Raw genomic sequence first — 24192 nt, 5'->3', positions numbered from 1 at the left:
TATAATTAACAGTATTAAAAGACGGTTTTATAGCCGTCTTTTTTATTTTTGTATAGTTTGTAATATATTGATTATCTCTGTTGTAACCGTTTAAGTGTTTCAGTGTACCAGTCTTCCTTATTTATGAAAAAGACCTTTGTTCTAGTTGTTTTATTTGTGCTGCCAATAGTGGCCTATTTATTCTTTGCTTCAGGTGTCACTAATTTTGGTAAGCTGTCTCAATTGACCAAAAATGTTGCAGAGCTTGAGTTTTCGGATTCAACAAAATTTAAAGATAAGATTACCGTTCTGGGTTTTTTAGGGGCTGATGTGGAAGGTAGAAAAGGTAATGCCTTTAACTTGAACCAAAAGATATATAAGCGTTTTTACGAATTTACGGATTTTCAATTTGTAATGATGGTTTCTAATAATACCATTGAGGAAGTTAACGCCCTTAAAAAAGAGTTGGCTACCTTGGCGGACAATGATAAGTGGAAATTTGTTTATGCCAGTGATGAGGAGATAAAACAATTATTCTCTAGCCTTAAAACCGATATTGAGTTGGATAAGAATAATAGTACCCCTTATGTATTTATTATTGATAAGGACTTAACTCTAAGAGGTAGGTCAGATGATGAGGATGATGGTACAAAGTATGGCTTCAATTCTACACTGGTATCTGATCTTAATAACAAAATGGTGGATGATGTAAAGATAATATTGGCAGAATATCGTCTAGCCTTAAAAAAGAATAATGCAGAACGTTCTAAATAATGAATAAAAAGTATACTTACGTTTGGGTTTCACTTATCGTTCTAATTTTTGGGATCATAGTAATACCAAGAATTGTAGATAGACTTTCCTCTGGTTCGGTCGTTGAAAATGACCGATTAAATTCAGAAGGTAAAAATAGTGATGATGAAGAATTAGCCTATATTTTGTTAGATGGCAAAAGGAGAAAAGTGCCTTCCTTTCAATTTATAAATCAGGACAGCGTTTTGGTGTCCGATAAGGATTATTTGGGTAAGGTGTATGTGGTAGATTTCTTTTTTACCAGATGTCCAAGTATCTGTCCTGTAATGACGACTAATTTGGTAGGTGTTCAAGAGCATTTTAAGAATGCTGATGATTTTGCACTGGCTTCGTTTAGTATTACTCCAGATGTAGATACACCGCAAGTATTAAGAGCTTATAAAGAGAAGTATGGGGTTACCGGTGAAAATTGGAATTTTATGACCGGTGATCAAGAAGGTATTTATGAATTGGCAAACGCAGGTTTTAATATTTTTGCTGCTGAAATGCCAGATGTACCTGGTGGTTTTGAACACTCAGGTCTATTTGCCCTGGTTGATAAAGAGGGATATTTAAGATCAAGAATAGACGAGTACGGTAATCCAATTGTTTATTACCGTGGAGCTATATTAGAGGAAAAAGGGGTCAACGATCATGGTGAAACCGAAGAAATAGGTATTTTAAAGGTTGATATTCAAAAATTATTAGAGGAATAGGATTATGCAGACTAGTGCAAAAGAAGAGAAAAAATTTAATAGGTTAATTACTGTAGTTTCAATTATAATACCAATTGTAGTGGCTATTCTTTTTCGAGTCAAGTTGCCAAACGTAGAGCCACTGTCCTTTTTGCCACCTATATACGCCACAATTAATGGATTAACAGCGGTTTTATTGTTGGTAGCGGTTTGGGCTATTAAAAATGGGAATGAAAAACTACATCAGAATTTAATGACAACAAATATTGTATTGTCATTACTGTTTTTGGTTATGTATATAGCATACCATATGACATCTGATTCTACTAGCTATGGAGGTGAGGGAGCAATTAAGTATGTGTATTATTTTATATTGATTACCCACATAGTGCTGTCAATTGCTTTAATTCCTTTGGTTTTAAGGACATATGCCAAGGCATATTTAAAAAAGTTTGACGAGCACAGGGTTTTGGCCAAGTATACTTTTCCTGTTTGGTTATATGTTGCCGTTACCGGAGTAGTGGTTTACTTAATGATATCTCCTTACTATGCGTACTAAACATTTTTTCTTATTGGTAGTGGTTTCACTTATATTGATTCCAATTGATGTAGAAGCGCAATGCGCTATGTGTAGAGCCGTTTTAGAAAGTGAGTCTTCTGGTAGAGCAGCTGAAGGTATTAATAATGGTATCGTTTACTTAATGGCCGTCCCTTATGTTTTGGTGGCCGGTCTTTTCTATTTTATATATAGAAAAATGAGGGCTTAAGCTTTTTTTTTATTTTTTTCCATAAAAAGTGTAACATTATCTTCTTTGGTTAGTCTTATGATTGTGTGATAGTTAAATCGCGCTCATCAATCAATCAAACTAATCAATCCATATTATGTTCGACTTAGAACGTTGGCAAGAAATTTTCGATACTATTCGCAAGAATAAGTTACGCACATTTCTAACCGGACTTTCCGTTGCTTCAGGAATTTTCATTCTAGTTATTTTATTGGGTTTTGGTCAAGGCATGCAAAATGGTATTGCCAAAGAGTTTGAGCAAGACGCTGCCACAAGTGTTTGGGTTTGGCCCGGTGTAACCACTATTGGTTATAAGGGTATGAATCCTGGTAGACCTATTCAGTTTAGAAATGAGAATTATGATATGGCCGGTACTTTGTTCGAAGATCAAATAGAGAACAAATCTCCAAGGTTATTTGTTAGAGATGTATTTGTAAATTATGGTAATGATGCTTTGGCATATAATGTGCAGGGCGTCTCTCATCAATTTCAGTTTATTGAAAATGAGTTTATGACGCTGGGTAGATTTCTGAATCAGCAAGATGGCGATACTAAAGCTAAAGTGGCCATCATCAGCAACAAGATCAATAGAGAAGTGTTTCATGAGTTGGAGACTCCTATAGGGGAGTTTTTAGATATTTCCGGTATTCCTTTCAAGATTGTTGGGGTTTATGGTGATATTGGAGGTGAACGCGAAGAAGATCGTATTTATATTCCCGTGAGCACTGCACAGCAAGTTTTTAATGGTGCGGATTATTTGAATAACCTCTCTTATACATTGCCTCCGGTAGATGATTTTGAAACTGCCGTAGCACAATCCATAAAATTTAAAAATGAATTGAAATCATATTTGCAAAATGCGCATATGGTTGCACCAGAAGATACTAGTGCCATACAGGTCTATAATCCAATGGAAGAAGCCAAACGCTTTTATTCCTTAATGGGCGGTATTAAATTTTTCTTTTGGTTTGTTGGGGTATGTACTATAATTGCGGGTATAGTAGGTGTTAGCAATATCATGTTGATTGTGGTTAAAGAACGTACAAGGGAAATTGGTATTCGTAAAGCTCTGGGTGCAAAGCCATGGTCTATTGTGGGTATGATTTTACACGAAGCTATTTTTATAACTGCCATAGCAGGTTTTACAGGTCTCATATTAAGCATGGGTCTGTTAGAAATTGTAGGTCCGCATGTAGAGGTGGATTATGTTTTAAATCCCTCCGTAAATTTCAACGTTGCATTGACCACAGTATTTGTTTTGATTTTTGCAGGAGCTATCGCGGGATTTTTTCCTGCCTGGAGAGCAGCTAAAATTCATGTAATAGAAGCATTGCGAGACGAATAAAAAAAGAAAACTTAATTAACTAACTAACATGTAATCATGTTCAATAGAGACCGGTGGAAAGAAATTCTAGAAGTGCTGTCTAGCAATGTATTTAGAACATTGGCTACCTCTTTTGGCGTGGGGTGGGGTATATTCATTTTAATTATTCTGTTAGCGGCGGGTAAAGGTCTGGAGAATGGTATTCGTGCAGATTTTGGGGACATTGCTACCAATACCATGTTCATGTGGTCCCGTAATACGACCATGTCATATAAAGGTTTGCCAAAGGGCAGGCGCTTTAGTTTTAAATTAGAAGATGTGCAGGCCATAAGGGATAATGTTCCTAATTTAAGGATCATATCCCCCCGAAACCAATTAGGCGGTTTTGGTGGCGGTAACAATGTGGTTCGTGGCTTAAAAACAGGGGCTTTCAATGTCTATGGGGATTATCCTGAAATAATTCGTCAAGAGCCTATGACAATTACGGCCGGTAGGTTTGTTAACCATAATGATATACAAGATAAACGTAAGGTAGCAATTATAGGTAACGGCGTAAAAAATGAACTTTATGATCAAGACGAATCAGCTTTAGGTACTTATATAAAAATTCAAGGGGTCAACTTTATGGTCGTAGGTACCTATCAAAAAAAAGATGATGGAGGTGGGGAAGAAGGGCAAAAACAAATTTATGTTCCCTTTACGGCATTTTCACAAGCTTTTAATATGGGCAATGATGTGGGTTGGATGGCGATTACCGCTCAAGATGGAAATTCTATCTCAAATTTAAAAGAAGACATTGTTGGAGTGGTCAAAGAAAAAAGAAAAATTCACCCAGATGATAAACGTGCCGTTGGTTATTTTGATCTGTACGAGCAGTTTAATAGGGTGGAAAGTCTTTTTGGTGCGTTACGATGGGTGGCTTATTTCGTTGGGGTACTTGTTTTATTATCGGGAATTATTGGGGTAAGTAATATAATGCTCATTGTTATAAAGGAACGAACAAAAGAAATAGGAATACGGAGGGCATTGGGTGAAGGGCCTTGGTCGATAAAAAAACAGATTTTAATGGAGTCTATTTTCTTAACGATTATTTCGGGAATGATTGGAATCGTTTTCGGGGCGACATTTATTTATGGCGTAAATGCGGTTTTAGATTCCGTAGGTCCCGTGGACATGTTCGTTAATCCTAGTGTAAGTTTGGGCGTGGTAGTAAGTGCTTTGGTCATTTTAATATTCTCTGGCCTGTTGGCAGGTTTCATACCTGCACAAAGCGCAATTAAAATAAGACCTATTGAGGCTTTAAGAACAGAATAAATTCATCAATAAAATATAATCGATCACAAAATGAAAAAGTCAACAACAATTGTAATTTTATTAATTATAGTACTGGCCTTTGGTGGCTCAATGTTTTATTTGTACTCAAAGAATGCGGAGGATCCGGTGGTGTATGATACGGAAGAACCTAGCAAGCAGACCATAATTAAGAAAACAATGGCTACGGGAAGTATTCTTCCATTAGAGGAAGTGCTTATCAAGCCAAATATTTCAGGGGTTATCGATAAGATTTTTGTAGAGGGCGGTGATTACGTGAAATCTGGTGATTTGCTTTGTACCATTAAAGTGGTCCCCAACTTAAGTGCTTTGAACGATGCTAGAAATACTATAGATGAAGCTAAAATAAATTTAGATGATCAATTGCGGAATTTGGAACGTCAAAAAGGTCTGTTTGCCAAAGGGGTCATTTCTAAAGTAGACCTAGAGCGTGCACAAGTAACTTATGACCAATCTAAACAGTCCTATGCAGCCGCAAATAAACGCTATGATATTGTAAAGACCGGTACCACCTCTGGGTACGGTAATGCGGCAAATACCCAAATACGGTCTACGGTTAGTGGTATGGTATTAGAGGTGCCGGTAGAAGTAGGAAATCAGGTAATAGAAAGCAACAATTTTAATGAAGGTACTACCATAGCCGCAATTGCAGATGTAGATAAAATGATTTTTGAGGGTAAAGTAGATGAATCCGAGGTAGGAAAAATTAAAGAAAATCTTCCGCTAGAGATTACGGTTGGTGCTATTGAGGACAAGGTGTTCGATGCCGTTCTGGATTATATTGCACCAAAAGGAAACGAGGAAAATGGCGCTATTCAATTTGAAATAAAAGGGACACTTAAAAAACAAGATTCCGTATTCATCAGGGCAGGTTTAAGTGCCAATGCCTCAATCATTTTGGCTAGGGCAGATAGTGTGTTGGCCGTGAAGGAGGCCTTGGTGCAATTTGATGATAAAACGAAAAAACCATACGTAGAAATTGCAACAGGTGACCAAGAGTTTGAAAGAAGGGATATTGAGTTAGGTATAAGTGATGGTATTCACGTACAGATCAATTCTGGCATAAACGAAGGCGATAAAATTAAGGTTTGGAACGAGGTAAAGCCCGATGAGCTTGCCGAAAATTAAAAACCAAAAAAAATTAATTCAATTCATGTAACAAATATTACACTACATAGTCTAATGAATAGGCAGTGTAAAAATTGTTCAAAACAACAACCAACATGATTCAAATTAAAGATCTTCACAAGTCCTATAAAATGGGCAAAAATTCACTTCACGTTCTTAAAGGAATAAATTTTAATGTTGAAGAAGGTGAGCTAGTAGCTATTATGGGTTCTTCCGGCTCGGGCAAATCTACCTTACTGAATATTTTAGGAATGTTGGATAGCTCTGATTCAGGAGAATATATATTAGATAATGTTCCCATAAAAGATTTAAACGAAACCAAAGCTGCCAGATATAGAAACAAATTTTTAGGTTTTGTTTTCCAGTCGTTCAATCTTATCAATTATAAAAGTGCCGCAGAGAATGTTGCCTTGCCTTTATACTATCAAAAAGTGCCAAGAAAAGAACGTCAAGAAAAAGCTTTAAAATATTTGGAACAGGTTGGTCTTAAGGAATGGGCGGGTCATTTGCCAAGTGAACTTTCCGGTGGTCAAAAACAACGTGTTGCCATTGCCAGGGCATTGGCGGCCGAGCCTAAGGTATTACTTGCCGATGAGCCTACAGGTGCATTGGACAGTAAGACATCTTACGAGGTAATGGACCTTATACAGAAAATTAACGATGCAGGAAATACAATACTGATCGTAACCCACGAGCCAGACATAGCGGATATGTGCAAACGTATTGTTCATTTAAAAGATGGGGTTATCATTGAGGATAAGAAAATAGAACAAGTAAGAGCCGAGCAGTATGTTTGATAGAGACATTTGGCAAGAAATATACCATAGCATAAGCAACAATAAGCTTAGAACTTTCCTTACCGGATTTTCGGTAGGTTGGGGTATATTTATTTTGGTACTGCTTTTAGCATCTGTAAAAGGAATGCAAAACGGCTTTACACTTCAATTCAGTGATGATGCTACCAACTCTATTTTTGTGAGAACGGGTACTACATCATTGGCCTATGGAGGTTTTGAAGCTGGGCGCAGAATACAAATGACAAATGATGATGTCGATTATATTAAAAGAAGTTTTCCTAATGATGTAGAATATATAAGCCCTAGGGTGTATCAAAATACATCGGCCCGTTACAAGAGCGAAACGGGTAGTTATAATATACAAGCGGTTCACCCTGATCATCAGGCTATTGAAAAGACCATAGTCAACAAGGGGCGCTTTATTAATACCAACGATTTGATCAATGCCTCTAAGGTAGCGGTAATAGGTAGAAAGGTTGAAGAGGATTTGTTCAAAAACGAAGATGCCATTGGTAAGTTTGTTGAATTCAACGGTCTACCCTTTAGGGTCATAGGAACATTTACGGATGATGGTGATGATAATGCGGAAAGAAATATCTATGCGCCAACAACTACTTATCAAAAAATGTACGGGCAAACCGATCATATCGATCAAATTGCTTTGACTTATAACCCTAATTATGATTTAACCGAAGCACTTGCATTTTCTGATAGGTTGGAAAATGTTTTTAGAAGAAGGTTTAAAATTGCCCCACAGGACCAAGCAGGTATTCGAATCTTTAATTATGCAGAGGTTTTTGAGGATATCAGCAATTTTACTGGTGGTTTGGATATCGCCGTTATAATTGTGGGTCTTTTAATTTTATTATCTGGTATTGTTGGTATCGGTAATATTATGGTGTTCATAATTAAAGAACGAACAAAAGAAATAGGCGTACGTAAAGCACTTGGTGCCGAACCTTGGTCCATTATAAAATTGGTGTTGTTCGAGTCTGTTTTTATTACGGCTTTATCCGGTTTTATAGGACTGGGAATAGCAACAGGATTATTGGCTGCTATAGGACCTAATATTCAAACGGGCGCTTTTGCAAATCCTTCGGTAAGTATGTCCATGGTGGTAACCGCAACTATAATTTTGGTTGTGGCAGGTGTACTTGCAGGGTTGATTCCGGCAATGAAAGCGGCAAGAGTAAAACCAATTGTAGCATTAAGCGATAAGTAATATGTGGATATTTGATAGAGATTTATGGTCAGAGATTTTTGCCACATTAGGTAAGAACTTGTTTCGCACATTTTTGACAATGCTGGGGGTAATCATAGCTATGATTATTCTAGTATTGCTTTTAGGTGGAGCAAATGGAATGAGCAATGGCTTTCAAAAAATATTTGCCGGTACCGCATCTAACAGTCTTTTTGTTTGGAGCCAGAGCACTTCAGAACCTTACAAAGGTTTTGAAAGGGGCCGTAGAATTCAGTTCAAATTAGAAGATGCAACTATTCTTAAAGAACAAATTCCTGAAATAGAGGTTTTGGCACCAAGAATAGAATTGGGGAATCACAGAGGCATCGTCACGGTATACAGAAACGGTCTAACCAGTGGTTCTGCAGTATATGGTGATTATCCCAATATTGATGATATCATGAAGAAGAAACTGGTAGAAGGCAGGTTCTTGAACGAGAATGATATGACCGAGTCAAAAAAAGTCTGTGTTATTGGCGAAGAGACCTATAAACTGTTATTTGAAAAAGGAGAAAACGCTATTGGTGAAGATGTTCGTATTAACGGTGTGTTCTTTAATATAGTGGGTATTTATAAGCCCAACCAAAATATAAATATTGACGGTGAAAATTCAGTTTATATTCCGTTCTCTACATTTCAAAAAGCCTTTGGTTCAGGAGATAGAATGGGATGGATGGCCATTTCTGTTCAATCCGATATAAAAGTACCTGTAGTTGAGAGCCAGATAAAGCGCTTGCTTAAAAATAAATACGATATCAACCCAACAGATGAACGTGCTATTGGAAGTTTTGATATGTCCGAAGTGTTTAACAATGTATCTGCTTTTACGGGTGTATTACAAGGGGTGTCGTTTTTTGTGGGAATTTTGACCTTACTGGCAGGGGTCATTGCTATTAGTAACATTCTATTGATTACGGTAAAAGAACGTACAAAAGAAATAGGTATTAGACGTGCTTTGGGAGCTACACCAAAAGTGGTAAAAAGACAAATTGTGCTAGAGTCAATCGTAATTACGGTTTTTGCAGGTTTGGTAGGCTTTGCAATAGCCATAGGGTTTTTAGCTCTTGCAAATAATATGATAGGTGAAAATAGTGATATGCCTTTTTATAATTTAATGATCAATATACCGCAGTTTATAGGTTCTTTTATTTTAATGGTAGGTCTCAGTGTATTGATAGGATTGATACCAGCAAATAGAGCTATTAGAATAAAACCGATTGACGCATTAAGAGAAGAGTAACAGACCAAACAACAAAGAATAAATAACAATCAAATAGTTGAGCATGAACAAGTATGTAAAGTATGCATTAATAGGAGTAGCAGTGATAGGGATACTGGCTGCCGTAACCTATTTTTTAAAGAAAAATAGTACTCCTTTAAAAACATATGAAACGGAGACCGTTGAAAAAAGAGATATTACCAACAAGGTTGTTGTTACCGGTAAGGTAATTCCACAAGATGAAATTGAGATCAAACCTCAAATTTCCGGTATTATACAAAAAGTATATTTAGAAGAAGGTGTTCAGGTAAAAGCGGGAGATTTAATTGCTACAATTAAAGTAGTACCAAATGAGCAGTCTTTAAACCAAGCTCGTGGTAGGGTAAACAATGCTAAAATATCTTTGAGCAATACAAAGATTGAGTATGACCGTAACAAAACCTTATTTGATAAAGGGGTAATCTCTAGTCAAGATTTTAATGCCTTGCAATTGCGTTTTGATCAAGCTACACAAGAGTTACAGAATGCACAGGCAGACTATCAGATTATTAGAGTAGGTTCAGCAGGTGGTTCGTCTAGTGCAAATACCAATATTAGGGCTACGGTTACGGGAACTTTATTAGAAATTCCGGTAGAAGTAGGTGATCAAGTTATTGAAAGTAACAATTTCAATGACGGTACTACCATTGCTTTTATAGCAGACATGTCTAAAATGATTTTTGAGGGTGAAGTAGATGAGGCCGAAGTGGGCAAACTTAAAGTAGGTATGCCTTTGGAAATTAGTATGGGTGCTTTGCAAGATGAAAAATTCAGTGCAAAATTAAAGTTCATTGCTCCTAAAGGCGTGGAAGAAGAAGGTGCCGTTCAGTTTAAAATAGAGGGTGATTTAGTAGTATCCGATAGTACAAATATTAGAGCTGGTTATAGTGCTAACGCGGCAATAGTTCTAGAAGAAAAGAAGGATGTACTTTCAATTAAAGAAGCATTATTACAGTTTGATAAAGAAACCAATAAGCCTTACGTTGAGGTAGAAGTAGGGGACAATGAATTTGAAAAAAGAGAACTTGAACTTGGTGTAAGTGATGGTATAGATGTAGAAATTGTTTCTGGTATAGATGAGAACTCTAAAATTAAAATCTGGAACAAGCTAGAGGCAAAGAGTGAAGATAATGGTCCTAATGAGGATTAAGAATAATCAATCAAATCAAAAAACGAATCGGGCAACCTAGGTATAGGTTGGTTTAAAAAAGAATAAAATGAAAGTAAAAATCACGGGATTACTACTGTTATGTTCTGTTGTAATAGGCATGGCTCAGCAAAAAAAGTGGACATTGGAAGAGTGTGTTTTATATGCTGTGGAAAATAATTTGACCGTAGCGCAAGCAGAATTGAATTTAGAAAGTGCAAGAATAGACCAGTCAGATGCCATGGGAGCATTATTACCAAGTCTAAATGGTTCTTTGAGTGCTTCTGCCAATACAGGTCTGGCTTTGGATCCCACTACAAACAATTTGGTTTCTGCTACCATATTTTCTGCTTCGGGCAGTATGACATCTTCAGTAACTTTATTTGATGGTCTTAGAAATTATAACCGTATAGAGAGAGCAAAGCTCAATGTAATTAGTGGTCAGTATCAACTAGATGATTTTAAGGATGATATAAAGTTGAGCGTTGCCAATGCGTATCTTCAGGTGTTGTCCAATAAAGAATCCCTTAAAGTTTTTAAGGCACAGAATGCGGTATCATTACAAGATTTAAAACGTACCAGCGAATTGGTGAATTCAGGAGTAGTGCCTCGTGGAGATTTATTGAATATTGAGGCTACGGTTGCAGATCAAGAACAACAGATTGTCAATGCAGAGAGCATGATACTAATATCTAAAATAAGTTTGGCACAATTGTTAGGTATTACGGATTATGAAAATTTTGATATTGCGGAAGAAGAGTTCAATATACCACCATCGGATATTTTAGATAATTCGGCAAAAGTTATTTTTGATAAGGCCTTGACCTTTAGAAATGATATAAAGTTTGCTATGTCTGGAATTGAATTAGCCCAGAAAGACTTGGAAATCGCCAAAGGTGCAAAATACCCCAGTGTTGGAGCTTTCATAAATTATAATACCAGATATTCCGATCAAAATAATGACCCATTTACAGGAGAGGCAATACCGTTTAAGGACCAATTATATATTAATGATGGTATATCTTATGGGGCTCAAATGAGTATTCCTATTTTTAATGGGTTCAGTGTTAGAAATAATATTAAGAGGGCAAAAATTAACGTTGATCAGGCTAGAATCGATTATGAAAGAACTATGTTGGAATTGGAAACTAATGTAAATCAAGCTTATGTCAATGTAATCAGCTTTTACAAGGCATACGAGGCTGCGGAAAAGACATTGGAAGCAAGACGTTTAGCTTATCAATACTCCAAAGAACGTTTTGATGTTGGTTTGATGAATTCTTTTGATTTTAGTCAAGAACAATCCAGAGTTGATAATGCCGAAGCAGATGTTGTTAGAACTAAATATGATTACATTTTTAGATTAAAGATATTGGAATTTTATTTCGGTGTTCCTATTTCTTTGGAGTAGGATAAATTGAGTTATAATTGAAAAAGCCCGTAACATTTTCATGTGTACAGGCTTTTTCATTTTATAGTATGTAATACCTTTGCAATATGGGAGTATTATTAAACCTAGAAACATCATCCACCAATTGTTCTGTGTGCGTTGCTAAAGATGGAGAAATTCTTGCAATAAGGGAATTGAATTCCGCTAATTATTCACACGCAGAAAAGCTGCATATCTTCATAGAAGAAGTAATGCTGGAGGCATCCTTGAAGATGAAAGATTTAGAGGCTGTAGCGGTCAGTAAAGGACCGGGCTCGTATACGGGTCTACGAATAGGCGTTTCTGCTGCAAAAGGTCTGTGCTACGCTCTGGGCATTCCTTTGGTAGCTGTTTCTACCTTAAAAAGTATGGCATCGCAAATTAAAATTAAAAACGATGCCGTTTTGATACCGGTTTTGGATGCTAGACGTATGGAAGTGTATTCCTGTGTGTTCGATGATAATGGCAATGAATTAAGGGAAACAAGAGCGGAAATTATAGATGAAAACTCTTTTCAGGAATATATAAACGATAAACATATTCACTTTTTAGGTAGTGGTGCAGAAAAGATAAAAGAATTTTTTCCTTTAGAATCTATTACCTTCCATTGTGAAATAGTGCCTTCGGCCAAGCAAATGGCTACTATTTCATCGAATAAATTTTATGCTAAGGATTTTGAGGATGTTGCGTATTTTGAACCTTACTATTTAAAGGACTTTGTGCTTCAAACTAAAAAAGCAAAATCATAATATTTGAATATTAAAAAAGCCCTTGAGTAATAAAGGGCTTTTTTATTCAACAAATGGTTTAGTTCACTTTCATCTGTGTAACCACTCTTTGTGGGAAAGGAATTTCAATTCCTGCAGCATCAAAACGATATTTTATTTCTTCCATTACATAAAAATGTGCGGCCCAAAAATCAGCGTTGTTCGCCCAAAAACGTAAGGTAAGATTTACCGAACTATCACCTAATTCACCTACGTAAACTTCAGGGGCGGGAGTTTTATGTATTGTATCCCTTTCATTACAAATGGCCAAAAGAATTTCTTTAGCTTCTTTAATGTTAGAAGTGTAACCTATACCTACATCTATTTTATCCCTTCTGGTATCTTGTGCATTGTAATTGGTAATGGTATTGTTAGAGAGCTGACCATTGGGTATAATTGCAATTTGATTTCCAAATGTGCTTACTTTTGTAGTGAATATCGATATTTCTTTAACGGTACCATCCACACCTTGGGCAGATATAAAATCTCCAATTTTAAAAGGTTTAAAAAGTAATATTAATACTCCGCCGGCAAAATTGGCTAAAGAACCTTGAAGGGCTAGACCAATGGCCAAACCAGCAGAAGCTAAAATAGCGACCAATGAACTTGTTTGAACTCCCAATTGGGTAATAACGAGTATAAAAAGTATAATTTTTAAAGCTATACTGATAAAGCTTTGTAAAAAGGTTTCTAGCGCTAGGTCATAATCTTTATTGGCGAAGAACTTACGTATCATTTTATTTAAAAAACGTATTACATAGGTTCCGGCAATCAATAGAAATATTGCCCATAATATACTAGGCAACACGTCCCAAAGCCATGCTATTGCATTATCTGCATGTTCTTGCAGATTCATTATTTTATCCATCATTTTTTTTATTTTTTTAATCAGCCAAGCAGACCAATAATGAATGACCCGGATATGTCATGTCTATTCTACGATTGTTATATATTAGAAGTAACAAGGTTTAAAGCTTTACTAGGTTCTTCAACGGGCATTTGACAGCTACCGTGATTACAAACATAGATAAGTGTCTTGTTCATAACATATCTGTTCATCAATAAAGGTAAGTTGCTAATTTTAGCATTAGATGCAGCAAATATAGCGTTTGGCAAGTAGTTCTTTAACAGTGTTCTGCAAATGAGTTCAAAGTTTTCACCGATAACGACCAATTCATAGAAATCCTCGCTCATTAGCTGTGATAAGTGAAGCCAATTGGCATGATTTTGTGGATTCTCAATAATTGATGATTTCATGCTTTGCATCATATTATGCAAGCGAACATCAAAATTATCTTCTGGAAAATATTTTGAAAGCTTATGTAGGTTGTGTGCCATCATAGAGTTTGATGACGGAATTACATTATCTGCTACTTCCAAAGTCTTTCTAATAAGGTTGTCATTGTTAATGCTAGTGAAAAAGAAAAGACCCGTATCCGGATCTGAAAAGTTATCAATAACATATTTTGTTAGGTCCAAGCTTAAATTAAGCCACTTTTCATCAAAAGAAACTTCATATAAACCAATGAAACCGTCTATAACTGAAGCATAGTCTTCAAGAAAACCATGAATAGAACTTTTACCATTTTTAAAATTGCGGTATAGACCACCTTCTTGGGTAAGCATATTGTGCAAAATGAAATTGGCGTTGTTAACGGCTAGCGATAGATATTTCTCGTCTTCCAAATACCTATATGCATCGGTTAGTCCTTTTAATGCCAGTCCGTTCCAAGAGGTGAGAATTTTATCATCTAATCTTGGCCTATTTCTTTTTTTTCTTTTGTTTTTTAATAAAGACAAACATTTAACGATAATTTCTTGTAACTCTATTTTGGTGATAGAGTGCTTCATGGCAATTTCTAGAGCATCGCCATCCCTGATCAGTACATAGTTATCTTCCTCCCAGTATCCGTACGAGTTTATATTGTAATAATCGGCAAAAATTGGATAGTCATCTTTTAGTAGTTGTTGAAGTTGTTTTTCTTGCCAAACATAAAAGGCACCCTCTACCAGTTTGTTGTCATCGGTTATGCTGTCTGCGTCTAAAGAAGAGTAAAATCCGTTACTTTTATCCAAAAGTTCTTCTTCTAAAAAGGCAATGCTTTTTTCAACTACGCTTTTATATAGTTCGTTTTTTGTAGCGGCATAAGCATTGGCGTAAAGGCTAATCAATAGTCCGTTATCATAAAGCATCTTTTCAAAATGGGGTACATGCCACTTCGTATCTACGGAATATCTGGAGAATCCGCCACCAACATGATCAAAAATACCTCCCCAAGCCATTCTGGTCAAGGTTGTATCAACGTATTCACTTACCGCATCATTGTTTTTGGCGTGAGAATAATATTTTAAAAAATGGAGATTGGTAGGCATCATAAATTTTGGTGCCCGTTTGTAACCGCCTAAAAATGTATCGAAGTATTTTGACCAATTTTCAACAATGTCATCAATTTCAGAGGGTTTTACCAAACCTTCATCCTTGCCTGTACTTATCGCATTAATTTCCTTTAATCCTGTCGCCATGTTTTCGGCATATCCAATAATTTTACTAGGGTCGTCGATATAAAGTTGTTGTAATTGGTTCAATACCTGTATCCACTCTTGTTTTTTTACAAATGTTGCGCCCCAAAAAGGTCTTCCGTCCGGCAATGCAAGAATATTTAATGGCCAGCCGCCACTACCGGTCATCATTTGTAAGGCATCCATGTAAATATGGTCAATGTCTGGTCTTTCTTCCCTATCTACTTTTATATTGATGAAATGGGCGTTCATGGTAGCGGCCACTTCTTCATCTTCAAAACACTCATGTTCCATAACATGGCACCAATGGCAAGCGGCGTAACCTATACTAATGAGGATTAGCTTGTTTTCTTCTTTGGCTTTTTGTAGTGCTTCATTGTTCCAAGCTTCCCAATTTACAGGGTTATGCGCATGCTGTAGTAAATAAGGACTACTTTCTTTGCTAAGATTGTTTGTATATTTTTTTGAGGTAGACATGGGATTAATTTTATTTTGAAAACAAAAAAAAGCGCCTTTTGGCGCTTTTGGTCTTGTTAAGCAACTGCTATTTCACTTCAAAAGTGATTTTTACGTTTACTCTATAATTTTTGATTTTACCATCTTCAACTGTTGCACTTTGCTCGTTGATGTAAACTGATTTAATGTTTTTTACTGATTTAGATGCTTCTGCCACTGCTTTTTTAGCTGCGTCTTCCCATCCGTTATCAGAATTTGCCAATATTTCAATTACTTTTAAAACTGCCATAATTATTAATTTTTAGATTTTCTACAAGTTACAAATTCTAATGGCAATGTTTAATTCAATTGATTCAATAATTAGCCGTTTAACGCAACCACTTCATTTACCTTATCGCCCATCATATTCTTTAACATGGTTTCAATACCATTTTTAAGGGTGAAGGTAGAAGAAGGACATCCACTACAGGCGCCTTGTAAAATAACATTTACGGTTTTACTTTCCTCATCGTAAGATTTGAACATAATATTGCCACCGTCACTAGCTACTGCCGGTTTTACGTATTCTTCTAAAATGTCAACTATTTCTTGAGAAGTTTCGTCTAGTTCAATGTTGTTTTCTGCAGTTATAGTTTCAGATACCTGAGCTTCTTGACCAATTGCTTTTGCATTGTCCGCTACAATTTCTTTGCCTTCCGCAATAAAATTTCTGATTACTTCACGTAATTCAACCGTAATATCGTTCCATTCTGCAACTTCATATTTAGATACGGAAACGTAGTTCTCATCTATAAAAACTTGCTTTACGAACGGGAATTGAAATAGCTCCATAGCCAATTTAGAATCTCTGGCCTCATCAATATTTTTAAACTCAAAAGCCGATCCTACTATTTTTTTGCTGGCAACAAATTTCATGGTAGATGGGTTTGGCGTTACCTCGGCATAAACCGTTACCGGTACAGGTTTATCCATGTCCTCTTCTATAACAATAGGCTCGCCGGCGTTTAAATATTCTACTAATTGTTGTGCAACTTCATCTTTTACATCTTCCCATTGAACAATGTCAAATCGCTCCAGGCCAATAAAATCTCCAGAGATATATACTGTTTTGATAAAAGGTAAATGAAACAATTGCTGCGCTAAAGGTGAGTTTTTAGCATCGTCAATATTCTTGAATTCGTAGTTTTTTCGTTGTACTAAAATATGATTAGTTTCGAACTTTAATATATTTGGGTTATTGGTCTTTACGACCGTAATCGAATACTCTTTCATTTCGTCAAAAATTTTAAGCAAAAGTACAAAGGAAATCTTAGTTTAGCAGCACATAATAATGTTCAGGTTAAGTCGTTATTAACTTTGTAATAGCGAAACTAATTCTAGTTTTAACATCCCAAGATGAAATACAACTTTTTATTGATATTGATTTTCCTTTTTGTTGGTTCTAAATCTACCGCACAAGAAGGTATTCCTGTTTATTTTGATTATTTATCAGATAATTACTATCTGGTTTTTCCATCTATGGCAGGTATTAGCGAAGGAGGAAAAGTTAGGGCTACGGCTAGAAAACAATGGTTTGATGTTGACGATGCACCGAGTTTACAGACCATTAATGCTCATTTTAGGTTAGGAGATTCGCCAAGTGGTATTGGGGCAATTGTATTTAATGATGCCAATGGGTACCATTCTCAAACAGGTTTAAAATTAACATATGCGCACCATTTAAGAATGGGAAGTAATGACGTTAGAGTTTTAAATCAACTTTCTTTTGGTTTAAGTGCCACAATTTTACAAAGTAGTTTGGACGAGACCGAGTTTAGGTCTACTACTCCAGACCCGGCAGTGTCAGGAATTAAGCTTAGTTCATCCTATACAAATGTGGATATTGGTATTTCTTATAATTATCAAGAATTTTACACCCACTTTGCGGTTACCAATGCACTTACAGGAAGTAAAAGGAATGTATATTACAGAGACAGGCAAGATAATCCAGATCAATTGGTGATCGATAATATTAGAAGATTTTTAATCTCTACCGGTTATGTTTTTGGTAGAAGCGAATGGCAATTTGAACCTTCTGTACTGTTTCAATTGACAGAATTTACCAAGGAGAAGACTATTGATATGAATGCCAAAGTATACAAAGATGTAGATTTTGGTCGTATTTGGGGAGGTATCTCCTACAGAAGAAGTTTTGATGGTGCCCAGTTTCAGGACAACGGCACTTTTGGTGAACAGCGATTGCAGTTGGTTACCCCTATAGTTGGTGCAAACATTAATAATTTTATGGTCTCTTACAACTATTCGTATCAAATGGGAGATATCCGTTTTGACAATGGAGGTTTTCACCAAATAACCTTAGGTTATGATTTTGGTCAAACAGGGCGTAAATATGATTGTTACTGTCCTGCAGCCAACTAGTAAAAGTCTGCCCTTGGTAGAGCAGACCTTTAATTGATTATTCCCAGCTGTAATTTTTGGACTTGGCTTGTTTTTTTATTGCCTTGATCATAGCGTTCTCAAGCTCGCCTGATTTTTCATCTTTTTGATGTTCTGCTATATAGGCTAATCTTTTCTTATTGTACGCTTGTATTTCTTTTTGAATCTCTTCTCTTTCGGTCTTTTTAGATTCAATATATATTTTGATCTCATTTTCGCTTTTGCCCTGTAACTCTTCGGGTAGTTCGTTATTGTCTACTGAGCTGATTTCAAATTCGGCATCATCATACGCATCCACTAAATCCCATTTTTTATTATTGTAGAGTCTAGAACTTTTGCTGACCGCTCTTTTAACTGCAACGGCTTCTTCCATTTCCATAGCATTGCTGTCTTGTACTTCTTGAGCAATAATTTTTGATTTACCCATAGAACCATAGGAAATATAGGTGGTATTTAATTTAGAGTTTAGTTTAATGATAATGTCGTCATACGGTGTATTAATATGAACAACTTTCTTGTTATGGTCTATGGCCATATATTCTCCACCTGTAATAGAAGCACCATTTTTCCAATCGGTATTCACTCCTAAATCATAGTTTCCGCAGAAAATGGTATTTACTACTACATCTTTCTCTTTGGCATTTGCTAAAGCAGTTCTGTAATTATACCTGCCCTGGTTAAAAGGCTCGTTACCGGCAATAAAAATCATACGTAATAAATCAGGATTTTTGTTCCAAGGTAATTGGTGTAAAGAGGTCTGTAATACCTTGCCACAGTATTCCTCACCTCCGTTGGTAGTCAATGAAAACAACTTTTCCGATATTTCGTCCAGATCACTACTAAATCCAAGTACTTGCTGAATATACCCTTCATTGGCGGAAAGATTGTCGTTTCCATATTGATATAGGGCTATTTGTAAATTTGGTCTAGAGTCGTTACCACATTTGGCATAGCCAAATTCGTTCACAATATCCCAAAGCTGAGATTTTGCCTGGTTAATTAAGCCGTCCATACTATTACTGGTATCCAATAATAAAGCTATTTGAACAATATTGTCTTCTTTTGTTTCTATAGGTTCAGTTGCATGTGCAATTAGTTCAATTGGTTTTTTCTTTTCGGTAATATTACAGGCATAAACGGTAGATAGTGTTAATAATGCTATGCCAATTGATCCAAGTTGTTTAATTGTTTTCATCCTTATCGTTTTAAATTCAGAGCTAAACTAGCGGCAAAGTATTTCTTGTAATAACCATAATGAGGGAATGGACCATTTCACTTAGTAAAGTGGTTTGCAGCGTTTGTAAACCTATATTTTGATAGGGTAAAAACTACTAATATGGGTATTTGATATTTTTTAGTGCCACAATAATCAGCTAAGTTTACCGTAGTTATAGCAGATGAAAAATTATAGTGTTTACATATTAATGTATTTTCTTCTGGGATGGAATATGCTTCATGCCCAGTTACAAAATAACGCCCTACGATTTAAACTTGAAGGTAGGGTAGAAGTTAGAAATACAGGGAAACCAATTTCTGGTGTTTCTATATCCAATACTTTAGGAGACTATGTAATAACTAACGGTTTAGGAGAATTTGAGATTAATACTAGAATTGGAGATCAACTCATTATTCAACATGATGATATTGAAACTTTAAGGTATGATGTGCAGAAAAATGATGATGTTTTAATTTTAGTTGAAGATTTTGATTCATCATCTGTAAGAAGCAGTTCTAAGTCTTTGCCAGACATAGCCGTAAAACATCAACAATTGTTAGATTCTGCAGAAGAATATAAAGCTAAAGATATTGAAAGAAGTATAGATTTGGTGGCACAATCTATTTCTATACTGGGTAAAAGAGGTAGAAAGAAAGAATTAGCCAGATCACTTTCCAAACTTGGCGAAATCTATCAATACCACAAACAATTGGATCTGGCCATTGATAATTACGAAGACGCGTTAGAGAATAATAAAACCATTGCCACATCCTTATTGTTAGGTAGAGCTCTTAACCAAACTTCAAGATATGATGAAAGTATAGATTTGCTTTATCCATTATTGGATTTCAAATTTATGCCACCAAAACAAAGTGCCGTACTTTATGAACTATTGGGCGATGCCAAAAAAGGAGTGGGGAAGACAAATGAAGCTTTAGATTTTTATAATAGAGGTTTGTTGATAGCAGATAAGAATCAGATTACTTCAAAAATGATCGATTTAAATTCTAAGATAGCAGATACATATTCTTTAGGTGACAGGAATATGGAAGCAGAAGCTTATTACGATAACTCTTTGGAGCTTGCAACGCAATCCGCCCCAAAAAGGGCTTTGCAGGAGAAAGAAAAAGTAGCGGATTTTTATAATACCAAAAGTAGGTTCAATGAAGAAATTAATATGCGTAAAAGCAGTCTTCAAGAGTTAAAAAAGCTTAGTTCTCCAAATGCTGGTGTAAAGAAATTAGAACTTGGGGACACTATAACTTCTCAGCGTATAAATTACAAAATTGCAAACGCCTATATTTCTCAAGACAAGTATAATGAGGCAATACCTTTTTTGGAGAAGAGTATTGTTGAAGCAGATTCAGATGATGATTTGGTAGTGCAGAAAGATGCTACCAGAAAATTATCGGAGGTGTACAAAGTTAAAGGCGATTTTACCAAAGCTTTAGATACCTACCAAACCTATGTGGCATTGGTAGATTCTTTGTACGTCCGTAAGGAACAGGAGATTTCTAGGGCAAATCGTTTTAATAGGGAAATATCCAATGCACAAAATAGACTTACCGGACTAGAGCAGGAGCGAGAATTGTCTCAAAGTAAATATGACCTTGCCTTAACTGAGCAAGAGTTGGTTAAAGAAAGTAATAAGCGACAACAGTTAGTAATTTATTCATTAATATTTGGATTGCTATTGACCTTGTTGGCCGCTTTTTTCTTTTATCGTAGCAATCAACAACAAAAACTGGCAAATAACTTATTGGCACTAAAGTCGTTGAGGTCGCAGATGAATCCGCACTTTATATTCAATGCATTGAATTCAGTAAATAATTTTATTTCAAAAAGTGATGAACGCAGTGCAAATAGATATTTAAGTGATTTCTCTAAGTTAATGCGTTCCGTTCTTGAGAACTCCGAGGAAGATTTTATTCCCTTGGAAAAAGAATTACATCAGTTGGAACTGTATATAAAACTGGAGCACTCTCGTTTTGAAGATAAATTCGATTATCAAATACATGTTGATGAGAACGTACAGGTCTCCAAATTTCAAATTCCGCCCATGCTATTGCAACCCTATATAGAAAATGCTATTTGGCACGGATTGCGATATAGGGAAGAAAAAGGAGCATTACTGGTGACCATAAAAGAGAATACGGCAGATTCCATAATTATTACAATAACCGATAATGGTATAGGTAGAAAGAAATCTGCAGAGATCAAGACCCAAAACCAGCGTAAGCAGAAGTCTAAGGGAATGGGCATTATTAAAAAACGTGTGGCTATTTTGAACGATATGTACACAGATAAAGTAGATATCAAAATTTCAGATTTGCAGTCAGACGGTACAGGAACTAAGGTCCTGTTCATTTTAAAAAGAGAAAAATGAGCTTAAATGCAATTTTAGTAGAAGATGAGGCAAACAGCCGTGAGATATTAAGAAATTATATTGCCAAATATTGCCCTGGCGTAAATTTAATAGGCGAGGCTTCGTCCATTAAGGAAGCGCTGGTCTTAATTGCGGAAAATGACTTGGATCTGGTTTTTTTAGATGTGGAAATGCCCTTTGGTAATGCATTTGATTTACTGGATCAGTTACCAGATAGAACTTTTGAAACTGTTTTTGTCACGGCTTATGATCACTATGCTAAAGATGCATTGAATAACCATGCCGCTTATTATTTAACGAAACCTATAAATATAGATGAGTTGATAAATGCCGTGGAGTATGTGGAAGGTGTACGAGAGAAAGAAGCAAGTTTAGAAGGAGAGGTTTTAAGTACTAAATCTAACGGAGTAGAAGGGAAGTTGACATTGCCCCAGCAAGACGGATTTCAAGTATTGAATATTGCCGAAATATTATATTGCAAAGCAGATGACAATTATACGGAGATTTATCTTTCAAATAAGAAAATACTGGTAAGCAAAACTTTAAAGTATTTTGAAGATGCCTTAAACGATTATCCTTTTGCACGGGTACATAAATCTTTTCTTGTAAATGTGAACGAGGTGGTGAAGTATCGAAAAGGAAAAGGTGGTAGTGTGGTAATGTCCAACGGAAAAGAAGTAATGGTATCCGCTTCTAAAAAGAAAGATTTTCTATCTTATTTTAATTAAACGAAATACAATGATAAAAGCGGTTAGAGGAAAAGAACCTATTATAGGTGAAGATTGTTTTATTGCTGAAAATGCAACTATAGTAGGTGAGGTGACTATGGGTAAGCAATGTAGCGTGTGGTTTAATGCTGTATTACGTGGCGATGTGCACTATATTAAAATGGGTGATAAGGTTAACGTGCAAGATGGCGCAGTAATACATTGTACCTATTTAAAATCTCCTACTACGATCGGTAATAATGTATCGATCGGGCATAATGCCATTGTGCATGGATGCACTGTTCATGATAATGTGTTAGTAGGTATGGGAAGTATTATAATGGATGATTGTGTTGTAGAGAGTAATAGTATAATTGCGGCCGGAGCTGTGCTTACAAAAGGAACGCATGTACCGTCTGGAAGTATTTTTGCCGGTACGCCTGCTAAGAAAATAAAAGACATTAGTCCAGAATTAAGTTCTGGGGAAATTAATAGAATTGCCGAGGCATATACTATGTATTCCGGTTGGTTTAAGGAGTAAAGGTTGACCCAAAAAACCAATTACTTGTTGCAATCTATCTAAATTATGTACTTTTGAGCCACCAAAACTAAAAGTTATGAACGCGTACGTTTTTCCTGGGCAAGGTGCTCAATTTGTTGGAATGGGTTTAGATCTATATGAAAAATATCCTATTGCAAAAGAGTTATTTTTAAAGGCAAATGAAATATTGGGCTTTGACATTACAGAAGTAATGTTCAGGGGCACTGCCGAAGGATTAAAAGAAACTAAGGTTACACAGCCAGCAATATTTTTACATTCCGTTATTTTAAGTAAAGTAATGGGAGAAGCTTTTAAGCCAGATATGGTTGCGGGTCATTCTTTAGGAGAGTTTTCTGCCTTGGTGGCAAATAATACATTAAGTTTTGAAGACGGTTTAAGATTGGTATCTCAACGTGCTTTGGCAATGCAGAAAGCTTGTGAACTTAAACCATCTACTATGGCTGCGGTTTTAGGTTTGGAAGATGCTGTTGTTGAAAATGTTTGTGCGGATATTTCGGGAATTGTTGTTGCTGCAAATTATAATTGTCCCGGTCAATTGGTGATTTCAGGTGAAATTTCGGCAGTTCAAGAAGCTTGTGAAAAACTAAAAGAAGCAGGTGCTAGACGTGCCTTGATGCTTCCTGTTGGCGGAGCATTCCACTCGCCGCTGATGGAGCCTGCTAGAGAAGAATTAGCTGCTGCAATAGCTAATACTACGTTCTCAACACCTAGCTGTCCAATATATCAAAATGTACCGACAACCGCGGTTAACAATGCTGAGGAAATTAAAAAGAATTTAATGCTGCAATTGACAGCACCTGTAAAATGGACGCAGAGTGTTCAGCAAATGGTAAAGGATGGTGCTACGGTTTTTACTGAAATAGGTCCAGGTAAGGTATTACAAGGTTTGGTAAGAAAAATTGAGCCAAGTGTTACCACACAAGCCCCAGAGCTGGCAGAGTAACCAATGTTTCTTTAATATTACCATTTAACCTATAAATCCTTTTTTCAACTGTTTCTGAGCGGTTTACCTTGATTTTTTTGTAATATTGAGACCCTCTTTTTGGTTGCGGATTTAGAACTTTTCCAATCACACTGCAGGGTATGATAAAGAATGCTATGAAAATAAGTGTATATAATAGTTTTTTGACTCTTAATTTTAAAAGAAGTTTTAAGAAATTCCTTTTCGTTTTCGGATTCCTTTTTTTAGGTGCTTTTTCACAGAGTGCTTATGCACAAACAGTTTCGGTTGAAAAT

Annotated in this window: 23 protein-coding genes; 18 read left to right on the top strand and 5 right to left on the bottom strand. The window is 36.0% G+C overall.

The genetic code is table 11. The annotated features are described in order from the left end of the window. Positions 1-123 precede the first annotated feature (123 nt). From QZ657_RS10015 to tsaB, 13 genes are all read left to right on the top strand, one after another. The gene (locus QZ657_RS10015) at positions 124-753 is read left to right on the top strand and encodes a hypothetical protein (protein WP_291966650.1); all 630 of its coding nucleotides are present in this window, start codon (positions 124-126) and stop codon (positions 751-753) included. Continuing rightward, the gene (locus tag QZ657_RS10010; RefSeq protein WP_291966648.1) at positions 753-1487 is read left to right on the top strand and encodes an SCO family protein; all 735 of its coding nucleotides are present in this window, start codon (positions 753-755) and stop codon (positions 1485-1487) included. The genes QZ657_RS10015 and QZ657_RS10010 overlap by 1 nt, the downstream gene beginning before the upstream one ends. A 4-nt stretch (positions 1488-1491) precedes the next feature. Then, positions 1492-2025, top strand: coding sequence for a DUF420 domain-containing protein (locus tag QZ657_RS10005; RefSeq protein WP_291966646.1), 534 nt, complete (start codon positions 1492-1494; stop codon positions 2023-2025). Beyond that, positions 2015-2233: a hypothetical protein gene (locus QZ657_RS10000; RefSeq protein ID WP_291966644.1), complete on the top strand. Its 219-nt coding sequence runs from the start codon at positions 2015-2017 to the stop codon at positions 2231-2233. Before QZ657_RS10005 ends, QZ657_RS10000 begins: the two co-directional genes overlap by 11 nt. A 115-nt stretch (positions 2234-2348) precedes the next feature. Further along, positions 2349-3596 carry an ABC transporter permease gene (locus tag QZ657_RS09995; protein ID WP_291960467.1) on the top strand — a complete coding sequence of 416 codons (1248 nt, stop codon included), beginning with the start codon at positions 2349-2351 and terminating at the stop codon, positions 3594-3596. 36 nt (positions 3597-3632) lie between these two features. Then, positions 3633-4889, top strand: coding sequence for an ABC transporter permease (locus QZ657_RS09990; protein WP_291966642.1), 1257 nt, complete (start codon positions 3633-3635; stop codon positions 4887-4889). A 30-nt stretch (positions 4890-4919) separates the two neighbouring features. Continuing rightward, on the top strand, positions 4920-6035 hold the full coding sequence (locus QZ657_RS09985) for an efflux RND transporter periplasmic adaptor subunit (protein WP_291966640.1): 1116 nt from the start codon (positions 4920-4922) through the stop codon (positions 6033-6035). A 95-nt stretch (positions 6036-6130) separates the two neighbouring features. Continuing rightward, complete coding sequence (locus tag QZ657_RS09980) at positions 6131-6832, top strand: ABC transporter ATP-binding protein (RefSeq protein WP_027064946.1); 702 nt, start codon at positions 6131-6133, stop codon at positions 6830-6832. Beyond that, the gene (locus QZ657_RS09975) at positions 6825-8054 is read left to right on the top strand and encodes an ABC transporter permease (protein ID WP_291966638.1); all 1230 of its coding nucleotides are present in this window, start codon (positions 6825-6827) and stop codon (positions 8052-8054) included. Before QZ657_RS09980 ends, QZ657_RS09975 begins: the two co-directional genes overlap by 8 nt. A 1-nt stretch (position 8055) precedes the next feature. Then, positions 8056-9312: an ABC transporter permease gene (locus QZ657_RS09970; RefSeq protein ID WP_291963747.1), complete on the top strand. Its 1257-nt coding sequence runs from the start codon at positions 8056-8058 to the stop codon at positions 9310-9312. Positions 9313-9355: 43 nt separating this feature from the next. Continuing rightward, a complete protein-coding gene (locus tag QZ657_RS09965; protein WP_291966636.1) occupies positions 9356-10480 on the top strand; it encodes an efflux RND transporter periplasmic adaptor subunit in 1125 nt (374 codons plus the stop codon). A 67-nt stretch (positions 10481-10547) separates the two neighbouring features. After that, positions 10548-11888 (top strand): TolC family protein, encoded by a 1341-nt coding sequence (locus QZ657_RS09960; RefSeq protein ID WP_291966634.1) that lies wholly within the window; start codon positions 10548-10550, stop codon positions 11886-11888. A gap of 86 nt (positions 11889-11974) precedes the next feature. Further along, positions 11975-12655: a tRNA (adenosine(37)-N6)-threonylcarbamoyltransferase complex dimerization subunit type 1 TsaB gene (tsaB, locus tag QZ657_RS09955; RefSeq protein WP_291963105.1), complete on the top strand. Its 681-nt coding sequence runs from the start codon at positions 11975-11977 to the stop codon at positions 12653-12655. 58 nt (positions 12656-12713) lie between these two features. Here tsaB and QZ657_RS09950 read toward each other — a convergent pair whose 3' ends face one another. The 4 genes from QZ657_RS09950 to QZ657_RS09935 all read right to left on the bottom strand — a co-directional run bounded on the left by QZ657_RS09950 (position 12714) and on the right by QZ657_RS09935 (position 16921). After that, a complete protein-coding gene (locus QZ657_RS09950; protein ID WP_276472119.1) occupies positions 12714-13541 on the bottom strand; it encodes a mechanosensitive ion channel family protein in 828 nt (275 codons plus the stop codon). A 77-nt stretch (positions 13542-13618) separates the two neighbouring features. Further along, positions 13619-15670, bottom strand: coding sequence for a thioredoxin domain-containing protein (locus tag QZ657_RS09945; protein ID WP_291966631.1), 2052 nt, complete (start codon positions 15668-15670; stop codon positions 13619-13621). A 67-nt stretch (positions 15671-15737) separates the two neighbouring features. Next, on the bottom strand, positions 15738-15938 hold the full coding sequence (locus QZ657_RS09940; protein WP_036151958.1) for a dodecin family protein: 201 nt from the start codon (positions 15936-15938) through the stop codon (positions 15738-15740). Between the two features lie 71 nt (positions 15939-16009). After that, positions 16010-16921, bottom strand: a complete 912-nt coding sequence (locus QZ657_RS09935) for a NifU family protein (RefSeq protein WP_291966629.1) — start codon at positions 16919-16921, stop codon at positions 16010-16012. A 123-nt stretch (positions 16922-17044) separates the two neighbouring features. Between QZ657_RS09935 and QZ657_RS09930 the strand changes: the two genes are divergently transcribed. Then, the gene (locus QZ657_RS09930; protein WP_276471584.1) at positions 17045-18067 is read left to right on the top strand and encodes a type IX secretion system membrane protein PorP/SprF; all 1023 of its coding nucleotides are present in this window, start codon (positions 17045-17047) and stop codon (positions 18065-18067) included. A gap of 37 nt (positions 18068-18104) precedes the next feature. On the opposite strand, the gene QZ657_RS09925 is transcribed toward QZ657_RS09930, so the two are convergent. After that, positions 18105-19280, bottom strand: coding sequence for a vWA domain-containing protein (locus tag QZ657_RS09925; protein ID WP_291963100.1), 1176 nt, complete (start codon positions 19278-19280; stop codon positions 18105-18107). Between the two features lie 202 nt (positions 19281-19482). Here QZ657_RS09925 and QZ657_RS09920 point away from each other — a divergent pair, with 202 nt between their 5' ends. From QZ657_RS09920 to fabD, 4 genes are all read left to right on the top strand, one after another. Beyond that, positions 19483-21687 carry a histidine kinase gene (locus QZ657_RS09920; RefSeq protein WP_291966627.1) on the top strand — a complete coding sequence of 735 codons (2205 nt, stop codon included), beginning with the start codon at positions 19483-19485 and terminating at the stop codon, positions 21685-21687. Further along, entirely contained in the window at positions 21684-22415 is a 732-nt protein-coding gene (locus QZ657_RS09915) for a LytR/AlgR family response regulator transcription factor (RefSeq protein WP_291966625.1), read from the top strand. The genes QZ657_RS09920 and QZ657_RS09915 overlap by 4 nt, the downstream gene beginning before the upstream one ends. 10 nt (positions 22416-22425) lie before the next feature. After that, positions 22426-22935, top strand: a complete 510-nt coding sequence (locus QZ657_RS09910) for a gamma carbonic anhydrase family protein (RefSeq protein ID WP_291963761.1) — start codon at positions 22426-22428, stop codon at positions 22933-22935. 76 nt (positions 22936-23011) lie between these two features. Next, the gene (fabD, locus tag QZ657_RS09905; protein WP_291966622.1) at positions 23012-23899 is read left to right on the top strand and encodes an ACP S-malonyltransferase; all 888 of its coding nucleotides are present in this window, start codon (positions 23012-23014) and stop codon (positions 23897-23899) included. The last annotated feature ends 293 nt before the right edge of the window (positions 23900-24192 follow it).

It is taken from the genome of Maribacter sp. (assembly GCA_020629415.1).
Classification (GTDB): Bacteria; Bacteroidota; Bacteroidia; order Flavobacteriales; family Flavobacteriaceae; genus Maribacter; species Maribacter huludaoensis.
Note: the sequence above shows the minus strand (reverse complement) of the source record. Positions and strands in the feature narration are given on the sequence as shown.

What these genes read in the sequence shown, in the direction of transcription:
- QZ657_RS10015 (WP_291966650.1), top strand. Translation starts at nt 124, where the DNA reads ATGAAAAAGACCTTTGTTCTAGTTGTTTTATTTGTGCTGCCAATAGTG.
- QZ657_RS10010 (WP_291966648.1), top strand. Translation starts at nt 753, where the DNA reads ATGAATAAAAAGTATACTTACGTTTGGGTTTCACTTATCGTTCTAATT.
- QZ657_RS10005 (WP_291966646.1), top strand. Translation starts at nt 1,492, where the DNA reads ATGCAGACTAGTGCAAAAGAAGAGAAAAAATTTAATAGGTTAATTACT.
- QZ657_RS10000 (WP_291966644.1), top strand. Translation starts at nt 2,015, where the DNA reads ATGCGTACTAAACATTTTTTCTTATTGGTAGTGGTTTCACTTATATTG.
- QZ657_RS09995 (WP_291960467.1), top strand. Translation starts at nt 2,349, where the DNA reads ATGTTCGACTTAGAACGTTGGCAAGAAATTTTCGATACTATTCGCAAG.
- QZ657_RS09990 (WP_291966642.1), top strand. Translation starts at nt 3,633, where the DNA reads ATGTTCAATAGAGACCGGTGGAAAGAAATTCTAGAAGTGCTGTCTAGC.
- QZ657_RS09985 (WP_291966640.1), top strand. Translation starts at nt 4,920, where the DNA reads ATGAAAAAGTCAACAACAATTGTAATTTTATTAATTATAGTACTGGCC.
- QZ657_RS09980 (WP_027064946.1), top strand. Translation starts at nt 6,131, where the DNA reads ATGATTCAAATTAAAGATCTTCACAAGTCCTATAAAATGGGCAAAAAT.
- QZ657_RS09975 (WP_291966638.1), top strand. Translation starts at nt 6,825, where the DNA reads ATGTTTGATAGAGACATTTGGCAAGAAATATACCATAGCATAAGCAAC.
- QZ657_RS09970 (WP_291963747.1), top strand. Translation starts at nt 8,056, where the DNA reads ATGTGGATATTTGATAGAGATTTATGGTCAGAGATTTTTGCCACATTA.
- QZ657_RS09965 (WP_291966636.1), top strand. Translation starts at nt 9,356, where the DNA reads ATGAACAAGTATGTAAAGTATGCATTAATAGGAGTAGCAGTGATAGGG.
- QZ657_RS09960 (WP_291966634.1), top strand. Translation starts at nt 10,548, where the DNA reads ATGAAAGTAAAAATCACGGGATTACTACTGTTATGTTCTGTTGTAATA.
- tsaB (WP_291963105.1), top strand. Translation starts at nt 11,975, where the DNA reads ATGGGAGTATTATTAAACCTAGAAACATCATCCACCAATTGTTCTGTG.
- QZ657_RS09950 (WP_276472119.1), bottom strand. Translation starts at nt 13,541, where the DNA reads ATGGATAAAATAATGAATCTGCAAGAACATGCAGATAATGCAATAGCA.
- QZ657_RS09945 (WP_291966631.1), bottom strand. Translation starts at nt 15,670, where the DNA reads ATGTCTACCTCAAAAAAATATACAAACAATCTTAGCAAAGAAAGTAGT.
- QZ657_RS09940 (WP_036151958.1), bottom strand. Translation starts at nt 15,938, where the DNA reads ATGGCAGTTTTAAAAGTAATTGAAATATTGGCAAATTCTGATAACGGA.
- QZ657_RS09935 (WP_291966629.1), bottom strand. Translation starts at nt 16,921, where the DNA reads ATGAAAGAGTATTCGATTACGGTCGTAAAGACCAATAACCCAAATATA.
- QZ657_RS09930 (WP_276471584.1), top strand. Translation starts at nt 17,045, where the DNA reads ATGAAATACAACTTTTTATTGATATTGATTTTCCTTTTTGTTGGTTCT.
- QZ657_RS09925 (WP_291963100.1), bottom strand. Translation starts at nt 19,280, where the DNA reads ATGAAAACAATTAAACAACTTGGATCAATTGGCATAGCATTATTAACA.
- QZ657_RS09920 (WP_291966627.1), top strand. Translation starts at nt 19,483, where the DNA reads ATGAAAAATTATAGTGTTTACATATTAATGTATTTTCTTCTGGGATGG.
- QZ657_RS09915 (WP_291966625.1), top strand. Translation starts at nt 21,684, where the DNA reads ATGAGCTTAAATGCAATTTTAGTAGAAGATGAGGCAAACAGCCGTGAG.
- QZ657_RS09910 (WP_291963761.1), top strand. Translation starts at nt 22,426, where the DNA reads ATGATAAAAGCGGTTAGAGGAAAAGAACCTATTATAGGTGAAGATTGT.
- fabD (WP_291966622.1), top strand. Translation starts at nt 23,012, where the DNA reads ATGAACGCGTACGTTTTTCCTGGGCAAGGTGCTCAATTTGTTGGAATG.